We start from the raw sequence: 10,159 nt of genomic DNA on the forward strand, positions 1-10,159 counted from the left end.
GCCCGCTCCCACAAGGTTTTGTGTTTATCTCTGGATCGGGGTTAGAAGGAATCCCCCGGCACACGGACGAAGCCTTCCATCAACACCCGCGCACTGCGGCTCATGATGGCTTTCTTCACGGTCCACTCGCCGTTCACCTGGCTGGCTTGCGCCCCCACGCGCAAGGTGCCGGACGGGTGGCCGAAGCGCACGGCGTTGCGTTCGATACCGCCCGCCGCGAGGTTGACCAGAGTGCCCGAAATCGCCGCCGCCGTGCCGATGGCCACCGCAGCGGTGCCCATCATGGCATGGTGTAATTTGCCCATCGACAATGCACGCACCAACAGGTCGACATCACCCGCCGCAATTGCTTTACCACTGGAAGAAACGTACGCCGCAGGCTTGGCCACGAAGGCCACTTTCGGCGTGTGCTGACGCTTGGCGGCTTCATCCAGAGTCGAAATCAGCCCCATGCGCAACGCGCCATAGGCCCGAATGTTTTCGAACATCGCCAGTGCTTTCGGATCGCCGTTGATAGCGCCCTGCAACTCGGTGCCGGTGTAACCGATGTCTTCGGCATTGACAAAAATAGTCGGAATGCCCGCATTGATCATGGTCGCCTTGAACGTCCCGACGCCGGGCACTTCGAGGTCGTCCACCAGGTTGCCGGTAGGGAACATCGAACCGCCACCGCCCTCCTCTTCCGCCGCCGGGTCCATGAATTCAACCTGTACTTCGGCTGCCGGAAAGGTCACGCCGTCGAGTTCGAAATCACCGGTTTCCTGCACTTCACCGTTGGTGATCGGCACGTGGGCGATGATGGTCTTGCCGATGTTGGCCTGCCACACGCGCACCACCGCCACACCGTTGTGCGGAATGCGGCTGGCGTCCACCAGGCCGTTGCTGATGGCGAACGAACCGACCGCCGCCGACAGGTTGCCGCAGTTGCCGCTCCAGTCCACGAATGGCTTGTCGATGGAGACCTGACCGAACAGGTAATCGACGTCGTGATCAGCCTTGATGCTTTTCGACAGGATCACGGTTTTGCTGGTGCTGGACGTCGCGCCGCCCATGCCGTCGATTTGCTTGTCGTACGGGTCGGGGCTGCCGATCACCCGCAGCAACAACGCGTCGCGCGCCGGGCCGGGAATCTGTGCCGTTTCGGGCAGATCTTTGAGGCTGAAAAACACGCCTTTGCTGGTGCCGCCGCGCATGTAGGTGGCGGGGATTTTGATTTGAGGTGCGTGAGCCATGGGTGCTCCTTCAAGACAGACGCGGGACTTGAAGTCCCGCGTCCGCACAACTTGATTTAGACGGCGACCGCCGATTCTTCGAGGAAGTCCTGCGCGAAGCGTTGCAGCACGCCGCCGGCCTCGTAGATCGACACTTCTTCGGCGGTATCGAGGCGGCAGGTCACCGGCACTTCGACGCGCTCACCGTTTTTGCGATTGATCACCAGCGTCAGCTCGGCGCGCGGCGTGCGCTCGCCAATCACGTCGTAGGTTTCACTGCCGTCGATGGCGAGCGTGTGGCGATTGGTGCCCGGCTTGAACTCCAGCGGCAACACGCCCATGCCCACCAGGTTGGTGCGGTGGATGCGCTCGAACCCTTCGGCGGCAATCGCTTCCACGCCCGCCAGACGCACGCCCTTCGCCGCCCAGTCCCGGGATGAACCCTGACCGTAGTCGGCGCCGGCGATGATGATCAACGGCTGCTTGCGTTCCATGTAGGTTTCGATGGCTTCCCACATGCGCATCACTTTGCCTTCAGGCTCGACACGGGCCAGCGAGCCCTGCTTGACCTTGCCGTTTTCCAGGACCATTTCGTTGAACAGTTTCGGGTTGGCGAAGGTGGCGCGTTGCGCGGTCAGGTGGTCACCACGGTGCGTGGCGTAGGAGTTGAAGTCCTCCTCCGGCAGGCCCATTTTCGCCAGGTATTCGCCGGCGGCGCTGTCGAGCATGATCGCGTTCGACGGCGACAGGTGATCGGTGGTGATGTTGTCCGGCAGCACCGCCAGCGGACGCATGCCTTTGAGCGGACGCGCACCGGCCAACGCGCCTTCCCAGTACGGCGGACGGCGGATGTAGGTGCTCATCTCGCGCCAGTCGTACAGCGGCGTAACCTTCGGGCCGGTGTCTTCGTGGATGGCGAACATCGGGATGTAGACCTGACGGAACTGCTCCGGTTTGACCGAAGTTTTCACCACGGCGTCGATCTCTTCGTCGCTCGGCCAGATGTCCTTCAGACGGATTTCCTTGCCGTTTGCGTCCAGCCCCAGCACATCTTTTTCGATGTCGAAACGGATGGTGCCGGCGATGGCGTAAGCCACCACCAATGGCGGCGAAGCGAGGAATGCATTCTTGGCGTACGGGTGAATCCGCCCGTCGAAGTTGCGGTTGCCCGAGAGCACCGCGGTGGCGTACAGGTCGCGGTCGATGATTTCTTGCTGGATCACCGGGTCCAGCGCACCGGACATGCCGTTGCAGGTGGTGCACGCGAAAGCCACGACGCCGAAACCGAGTTGTTCCAGTTCGGTGGTCAGGCCGGCTTCGTCCAGGTACAGCGCCACGGTTTTCGAACCCGGTGCCAGGGACGATTTGACCCACGGCTTGCGGGTCAACCCGAGCTTGTTGGCGTTGCGCGCCAGCAGGCCCGCCGCGATGACGTTGCGCGGGTTGCTGGTGTTGGTGCAACTGGTGATGGCGGCGATGATGACCGCGCCGTCCGGCATCTGGCCGGGCACGTCGTCCCATTGGCCGGAGATGCCTTGCGCGGCCAGGTCAGAGGTTGCCACGCGAGCGTGCGGGTTGCTCGGGCCAGCCATGTTGCGCACCACCGAGGACAGGTTGAAGGTCAAGCCGCGCTCGTATTGCGCGCCCTTCAGGCTGTCGGCCCACAGGCCTGTGGTCTTGGCGTAGTGCTCGACCAGTTGCACCTGCTCGTCTTCACGGCCGGTGAGTTTGAGGTAGTCGATGGTCTGCTGGTCGATGTAGAACATCGCCGCGGTGGCGCCGTATTCCGGGGCCATGTTGGAAATGGTTGCGCGGTCGCCGAGGGTCAGCGCGGAAGCGCCTTCGCCGAAGAACTCCAGCCACGCGCCAACGACTTTTTGCTTGCGCAGGAACTCGGTCAGCGCCAGCACCATGTCGGTGGCGGTGATGCCCGGTTGCAGCTTGCCGGTCAGTTCGACGCCGACGCTTTCCGGCAGACGCATCCACGAGGCGCGGCCGAGCATCACGCTTTCCGCTTCCAGGCCACCGACGCCGATGGCGATCACGCCCAGCGCATCGACGTGCGGGGTGTGGCTGTCGGTGCCGACGCAGGTATCGGGGAACGCCACGCCGTCGCGCACTTGGATCACCGGAGACATTTTCTCCAGGTTGATCTGGTGCATGATCCCGTTGCCCGGTGGAATCACGTCAACATTCTTGAAGGCTTTTTTGGTCCAGTTGATGAAGTGGAAACGGTCTTCGTTGCGACGGTCTTCGATGGCGCGGTTCTTCTCGAACGCATCCGGATCGAAGCCACCGCGCTCGACGGCCAACGAGTGATCGACGATCAGTTGCGTCGGCACCACCGGGTTCACTTGCGCCGGGTCGCCACCTTGCAGGGCGATGGCGTCACGCAGGCCGGCGAGGTCGACCAGCGCGGTCTGGCCGAGAATGTCGTGGCAGACCACACGGGCCGGGAACCATGGGAAGTCGAGGTCGCGTTTGCGCTCGATGAATTGCTTCAGGGATTCGGTGAGCGTGGCCGGGTCGCAGCGACGCACCAGGTTTTCCGCCAGCACGCGAGAGGTGTACGGCAGGGTGTCGTAGGCGCCGGGCTGGATGGCTTCGACCGCCGCACGGACGTCGAAATAATCCAGATGGCTGCCGGGCAGCGGTTTACGGAATTCAGTGTTCATCGGTCAGGACTCGGTCACGGTGATTTCAAAGGGTGGGGCCTGGTATCGGATCGGAAATCAACACAACCCCTGTGGGAGCGGGCTTGCCCGCGATTGCGGTGGGTCAGGCGACGGGTATGTCGAATGTGACTCCATCATCGCGGGCAAGCCCGCTCCCACAGGGATTTGCGTAATGTTCAAATCCCTGCGCAAGCCTCCACCATTCAGCGTTGTTCGATTGGCACGAACTTGCGCTGTTCGACGCCGACATACTCGGCGCTCGGGCGGATGATGCGGTTGTTGGCACGTTGTTCGAACACATGCGCTGCCCAGCCGGTCAGGCGCGAGCAGACAAAGATCGGCGTGAACAACTTGGTCGGAATACCCATGAAGTGGTACGTCGACGCATGGTAGAAGTCAGCGTTCGGGAACAGTTTCTTCTGTTCCCACATGGTGGCGTCGATGGCTTCGGAAACCGGGAACAACACCGTGTCGCCCACTTCGTCAGCGAGTTTTTTCGACCAGCCCTTGATCACCTCGTTACGCGGATCGTTGTCCTTATAGATCGCGTGGCCGAAGCCCATGATCTTGTCCTTGCGCGCCAGCATGCCGAGGGTGCCCTCGACCGCCTCTTGCGGCGAGCTAAAGCGCTCGATCATTTCCATCGCCGCTTCGTTGGCGCCGCCATGCAGCGGACCGCGCAGAGAACCGATAGCCGCCGTGATGCAGGAGAACAGGTCGGACAAGGTCGATGCACACACCCGGGCGGTGAAGGTCGAAGCGTTGAACTCGTGTTCCGCGTAGAGGATCAGCGAAACGTTCATCACCTTGACGTGCAATTCGCTCGGCTTCTTGTCGTGCAGCAGGTGCAGGAAGTGGCCGCCAATGGATTGCTCGTCGCTCACACAGCTGATGCGTTTGCCATCGTGGCTGAAGCGATACCAGTAAGTCATGATCGCCGGGAACGCAGCCAGCAGGCGGTCGGTTTTGTCGTGTTGCTCGGAGAAGTCGTTCTCCGGTTCGAGATTGCCCAGGAACGAGCAACCGGTGCGCATCACGTCCATCGGGTGGGCGTCGGCGGGGATGCGTTCCAGCACCTCTTTCAGCGCTTGCGGCAGGTCGCGCAGCTTGCCCAGTTTGCTGATGTAGGCGTCGAGTTGCGCCTGGGTCGGCAGTTCGCCGTACAGCAGCAGGTAGGCCACTTCTTCGAACTGGGCGTCAGCCGCCAGTTCGCGAACGTCGTAGCCGCGATAGGTCAGGCCTGCGCCCGACTGACCCACGGTGGACAGTGCGGTTTGCCCGGCAACCTGGCCACGGAGCCCGGCGCCACTGAGTACTTTTGCTTCGGCCATTGCTGCCTCCAATTTTGAATTTATTAGGGAGTTGCGCGACTTATTTCTTCGCAGCGAACAACGCATCGAGCTTCTGCTCGAACGTGTGGTAATCGATACGATCGTAAAGCTCCATGCGCGTCTGCATGGTGTCGATCACGTTCTGTTGCGTGCCGTCGCGACGGATTGCGGTGTAGACGTTTTCTGCGGCCTTGTTCATCGCGCGGAAGGCGGACAATGGGTACAGCACCAGCGACACATCGGCACCGGCGAGTTGTTCGGTGGTGTACAGCGGCGTCGCGCCGAACTCGGTGATGTTGGCCAGGATCGGCGCTTTCACGCGGCTGGCGAACAGCTTGTACATCTCCAGTTCGGTGATGGCTTCCGGGAAGATCATGTCGGCACCGGCCTCGATGCACGCCGCCGCGCGCTCCAGTGCGGACTCCAGACCTTCAACCGCCAGGGCGTCGGTACGGGCCATGATCACGAAGCTGTCATCGGTGCGCGCATCAACTGCCGCCTTGATGCGGTCGACCATTTCCTGCAACGACACGATTTCTTTATTAGGACGATGACCGCAGCGTTTGGCGCCAACCTGGTCTTCGATGTGAATCGCCGCCGCGCCGAACTTGATCATCGACTTCACGGTGCGGGCGACATTGAACGCCGAGGAACCGAAACCGGTGTCCACGTCCACCAGCAGCGGCAGATCGCAGACGTCGGTGATGCGACGCACGTCAGTCAGCACATCGTCCAGGCCGGTGATGCCCAGATCCGGCACGCCGAGGGAGCCGGCAGCGACGCCGCCGCCCGACAGATAAATAGCCTTGAAACCGGCGCGCTTGGCCAGCAGCGCGTGGTTGGCGTTGATCGCGCCGACCACTTGCAGCGGATGTTCACTGGCGACCGCATCGCGGAAACGCTGGCCTGGAGTGCTCTTGTTGGAACTCATGACTCACCTCGTTCTGTGGCTGTCGGTTTAGCGCCGTCCTGGTAGTGACGGGCGATATTGCGTTTGGAGGCGCCGATGTGGCGGCGCATCAACAACTCGGCCAGTTCGCCGTCACGGTCGGCGATGGCATCGAGAATCCGGTGGTGCTCGGCAAAGGCCTGGCGCGGACGATTGGGCGTAGTGGAAAACTGGATGCGGTACATGCGCACCAGTTGATAAAGCTCGCCGCAAAGCATCTGCGTGAGGGTGCGATTGCCGCTGCCCTGAATGATTCGGTAATGGAAGTCGAAATCGCCTTCCTGCTGGTAGTAGCCGACACCGGCCTGAAACGCGGCGTCGCGCTCGTGGGTTTCAAGGACGTGGCGCAGTTCGTCGATTTCTTCGACGGTCATGCGTTCCGCCGCGAGACGGCAGGCCATGCCTTCGAGGGATTCGCGGATCTCGTAGAGCTCCAGCAGCTCGGCATGGCTCAGGGAAACCACCCGCGCCCCGACGTGCGGCACGCGAACCAGCAGGCGCTGGCCTTCCAAACGGTGGATCGCTTCGCGCAGCGGGCCGCGGCTGATGCCATAGGTGCGCGCCAGTTCCGGCTCGGAGATCTTGCTGCCCGGGGCGATCTCGCCCTTGACGATGGCCGCCTGAATGCGCCGGAAGACGTTCTCGGAAAGTGTTTCCGATTCGTCCTGGGCTATGACCGGGGGATCGAGTTGATCCAGCATATTGTCGACACCTTGAAAGCTGATGCGGCAAAAACTAGCGAATAACGACCTTCCAGTCAAAGGATAAATAGGTATTGTCGACAATCGTCTAATAACCGGTTGCACCACCACGATGCAGCCCCTCTGTTTATAGCCGCCTCCCGGCGCTGGCGCCATAAAGCCACCGTGCTAGAATGCCGCCCGCATTTGTTTGTGACATCTGCACTGCTTGTCATAAATAGCTGATAGGCATACGAGGGAGCTTGCGCAGCGATGCCAGGGCCTTGAATCGAAACACGGACCGCTGCGCACCAGGATTTATGAGACTCAAGCCCTTCCCCACCTTCCTTTATCTGCTTTGCCTGCCCGGTGTTGCCGCGGCGGGGGAAAAAACCGTGTACGGCCTCAACGAGTACGCCTCGCTGGACGGCATCAACCTGGAAGTCGCGGCCAAACTCGACACCGGGGCGAAAACCGCCTCCCTGAGTGCCCGCGACATCAAACGCTTCAAACGCAATGGCGAGTCCTGGGTACGCTTCTATCTGGCGATCGATGCGGCGCACACACACCCGATCGAACGACCATTGGCCCGCGTCAGCAAGATCAAGCGCCGTGCCGGCGACTACGATCCGGAAGAAGGCAAGAAGTACACCGCCCGTCCGGTGATCGAGCTGGATATCTGCATGGGGTCGGCATTACGCAGCATAGAAGTGAACCTTACCGACCGGAGCGCTTTCCAATACCCGCTCCTGATCGGCTCCGAAGCGCTGAAACGCTTTGATGCGCTGGTCGACCCCAGTCTTAAATACGCTGCTGGCAAACCCGCCTGCGCCACCGACGCTCATACCGCAGAGTAATTCCAATGCGCTCTCTTACCCTCCATCTGAAAATGCTGATCGCCATCCTGGTGGTCTTGGGCATTTCAGTTACGGCCTATCAGATTTTCGTGCTCGGCATTCCCGTGACCGAAGACGCCACCGACGACTTGTGGAACATCGACGCCAAAGTCGAGTTCGTCGCCAGTGCCAAAGACCCGGTCAAGATCCAGATGTTCGTGCCGCCACTGAGCCGCGATTACGTCAGCCTCAATGAGAGCTTCATCTCCAATAACTACGGCGTGGCCGTGAATCGCGTCGACGGTAACCGCAAGGTCACCTGGTCGGCGCGCCGGGCCAAGGGCAACCAGACCCTGTATTACCGCCTTGTGTTGACCAAGCGTTACACCGGCGAAAAATCCAAGGTCAAAGGCCCGACATTCCGCGACAGCATCGCTGTTGAAGGCGCAGAAAAAGTCGCAGCCGAAGCCTTGCTTGCGCCGATTCGCCAGCACTCGGCCGACGTTGAAACCTTCATTGGTGAAGCGATCAAGCGGGTCAACAACCTCAACGACGACAACGTGAAACTGTTGCTGGGCGGCGATCCGTCCAGCGGGCACAAGGCCAAGATCGTCGAACTGGTACTGTCCATCGCCCACGTGCCAGTGGAAAAAGTCCACACCATCCGTCTGGTCGCCGACCAGCCGCAAACCCCGGAACTCTGGCTGCGCAGCTTCAACGGCACCGACTGGCTGTACTTCAACCCGGAAACCGGCGAACAAGGCCTGCCGACCGACCGTTTGCTGTGGTGGACCGGCGACGAAAACCTGATCACCGTCGATGGCGGCAAGAAGGCCACCGTCACCTTCAGCATGAACAACAGCGAAATGAACGCCATTCGCCTGGCCAAGCTGACCGACGAAAACACCGACGCCAACTTCCTCGAATACTCGTTGTACGGCCTGCCGCTGCAAACCCAGCAGACCTTCATGATCATGGTGATGATCCCGATTGGCGTGCTGGTGATCCTGATCCTGCGCAACCTGATCGGCTTGCAGACCCTCGGCACCTTCACCCCGGTGCTGATCGCCCTGGCCTTCCGCGAAACCCAGCTCGGGTTCGGCATCATGCTGTTCACCATCATTACCGCGCTGGGGCTGTCGCTGCGCTCCTACCTGGAACACCTGAAGCTGCAAATGCTGCCGAGGTTGTCGGTGGTGCTGACGTTTGTGGTGGTGTTGATTGCCGCGATCAGCCTGTTCAGTCACAAGCTGGGCCTGGAACGCGGGTTGTCCGTGGCGCTGTTCCCGATGGTGATTCTGACCATGACCATCGAACGCCTGTCGATTACCTGGGAAGAACGCGGTTCCGGGCATGCCATGAAAGTGGCGATCGGCACCTTGTTCGCTGCCACCCTGGCACACCTGATCATGAGCGTGCCGGAGTTGGTGTACTTCGTGTTCACCTTCCCGGCGATCCTGTTGATTCTGGTGGGCTTCATGCTGGCCATGGGTCGCTATCGCGGCTACCGCCTGACCGAACTGGTGCGCTTCAAGGCTTTCCTGAAGAAGGCTGACGCCTGATGTTCGGCTTCTGGAAAACCTGGAAGGCCCTGGAAGCCCGGGGCATCATGGGGATCAATCGGCGTAACGCAGACTACGTGCTCAAGTACAACAAGCGCAGTCTGTACCCGATCGTCGATGACAAGATCATCACCAAGGAACGCGCGATCGCCGCCGGTATTCATGTGCCGGAACTGTACGGGGTGATTTCCACCGAGAAAGAAATCGACAAACTCGACGAGATCATCGGCGGCCGCAGCGACTTCGTGATCAAACCGGCCCAGGGCGCCGGTGGCGACGGCATCATTGTGATTGCCGACCGATTCGAGGGGCGCTATCGCACGGTGTCCGGCAAGATCATCAGTCACGAGGAAATCGAGCACCATGTCTCCAGCATCCTCACCGGCCTCTACTCCCTGGGCGGCCACCGTGACCGCGCACTGATCGAATACCGCGTGATCCCCGACCAGATCTTCAAGAGCATCAGCTACGAAGGCGTGCCGGACATTCGCATCATCGTGCTGATGGGCTATCCGGTGATGGCCATGCTGCGCTTGCCAACGCGCCAGTCCGGCGGCAAAGCCAACTTGCACCAGGGCGCCATCGGTGTCGGCGTCGACCTCGCCACCGGCCTGACTCTGCGCGGCACCTGGCTGAACAACATCATCACCAAACACCCGGACACCACTAACGCAGTAGACGGTGTGCAACTGCCCTACTGGGACGGTTTCATGAAACTCGCGGCCGGCTGTTATGAGCTGTGCGGACTGGGTTACATCGGTGTGGACATGGTGCTGGACCAGGAGAAAGGGCCGCTGATTCTCGAGCTGAATGCCCGGCCGGGGTTGAACATCCAGATCGCCAATGATTGCGGACTGACGTTGCGTACCCATGCGGTCGAGGCGCGGCTGGAGGAGTTGAAGGCACGCGGGATTA

The 10,159-nt window shown here is 61.0% G+C and carries 8 protein-coding genes; 3 read left to right on the forward strand and 5 right to left on the reverse strand.

The annotated features are described in order from the left end of the window. Positions 1-41 precede the first annotated feature (41 nt). The 5 genes from prpF to Q7W83_RS17930 all read right to left on the reverse strand — a co-directional run bounded on the left by prpF (position 42) and on the right by Q7W83_RS17930 (position 6,864). Positions 42-1,232: a 2-methylaconitate cis-trans isomerase PrpF gene (gene prpF / locus Q7W83_RS17910; RefSeq protein WP_150633984.1), complete on the reverse strand. Its 1,191-nt coding sequence runs from the start codon at positions 1,230-1,232 to the stop codon at positions 42-44. Positions 1,233-1,288: 56 nt separating this feature from the next. Beyond that, the gene (gene acnD / locus Q7W83_RS17915) at positions 1,289-3,886 is read right to left on the reverse strand and encodes a Fe/S-dependent 2-methylisocitrate dehydratase AcnD (protein ID WP_150637859.1); all 2,598 of its coding nucleotides are present in this window, start codon (positions 3,884-3,886) and stop codon (positions 1,289-1,291) included. A gap of 203 nt (positions 3,887-4,089) precedes the next feature. After that, the gene (prpC, locus tag Q7W83_RS17920) at positions 4,090-5,217 is read right to left on the reverse strand and encodes a bifunctional 2-methylcitrate synthase/citrate synthase (RefSeq protein ID WP_150633982.1); all 1,128 of its coding nucleotides are present in this window, start codon (positions 5,215-5,217) and stop codon (positions 4,090-4,092) included. A gap of 40 nt (positions 5,218-5,257) precedes the next feature. Then, positions 5,258-6,148 carry a methylisocitrate lyase gene (gene prpB, locus Q7W83_RS17925; protein ID WP_150633981.1) on the reverse strand — a complete coding sequence of 297 codons (891 nt, stop codon included), beginning with the start codon at positions 6,146-6,148 and terminating at the stop codon, positions 5,258-5,260. Continuing rightward, complete coding sequence (locus tag Q7W83_RS17930; RefSeq protein WP_473657651.1) at positions 6,145-6,864, reverse strand: GntR family transcriptional regulator; 720 nt, start codon at positions 6,862-6,864, stop codon at positions 6,145-6,147. The genes prpB and Q7W83_RS17930 overlap by 4 nt, the downstream gene beginning before the upstream one ends. A gap of 302 nt (positions 6,865-7,166) precedes the next feature. Between Q7W83_RS17930 and rloA the strand changes: the two genes are divergently transcribed. The 3 genes from rloA to Q7W83_RS17945 form a co-directional block, all read left to right on the forward strand. Continuing rightward, on the forward strand, positions 7,167-7,703 hold the full coding sequence (rloA, locus tag Q7W83_RS17935) for a retropepsin-like aspartic peptidase RloA (RefSeq protein WP_150633979.1): 537 nt from the start codon (positions 7,167-7,169) through the stop codon (positions 7,701-7,703). A 5-nt stretch (positions 7,704-7,708) separates the two neighbouring features. Then, positions 7,709-9,244: an osmotic stress tolerance membrane protein RloB gene (rloB, locus tag Q7W83_RS17940; RefSeq protein WP_150633978.1), complete on the forward strand. Its 1,536-nt coding sequence runs from the start codon at positions 7,709-7,711 to the stop codon at positions 9,242-9,244. Continuing rightward, positions 9,244-10,159, forward strand: a 916-nt coding sequence (locus Q7W83_RS17945; protein ID WP_473656419.1) for an alpha-L-glutamate ligase-like protein, incomplete at its 3' end; no start/stop codon positions are given. The genes rloB and Q7W83_RS17945, both read left to right, overlap by 1 nt.

The sequence above is a fragment of the Pseudomonas sp. 300 genome, assembly GCF_055803035.1.

Bases quoted from the DNA above. Each gene is read 5' to 3' on its own strand.
- prpF (WP_150633984.1), bottom strand. From the start codon at position 1,232: ATGGCTCACGCACCTCAAATCAAAATCCCCGCCACCTACATGCGCGGC.
- acnD (WP_150637859.1), bottom strand. From the start codon at position 3,886: ATGAACACTGAATTCCGTAAACCGCTGCCCGGCAGCCATCTGGATTAT.
- prpC (WP_150633982.1), bottom strand. From the start codon at position 5,217: ATGGCCGAAGCAAAAGTACTCAGTGGCGCCGGGCTCCGTGGCCAGGTT.
- prpB (WP_150633981.1), bottom strand. From the start codon at position 6,148: ATGAGTTCCAACAAGAGCACTCCAGGCCAGCGTTTCCGCGATGCGGTC.
- rloA (WP_150633979.1), top strand. From the start codon at position 7,167: ATGAGACTCAAGCCCTTCCCCACCTTCCTTTATCTGCTTTGCCTGCCC.
- rloB (WP_150633978.1), top strand. From the start codon at position 7,709: ATGCGCTCTCTTACCCTCCATCTGAAAATGCTGATCGCCATCCTGGTG.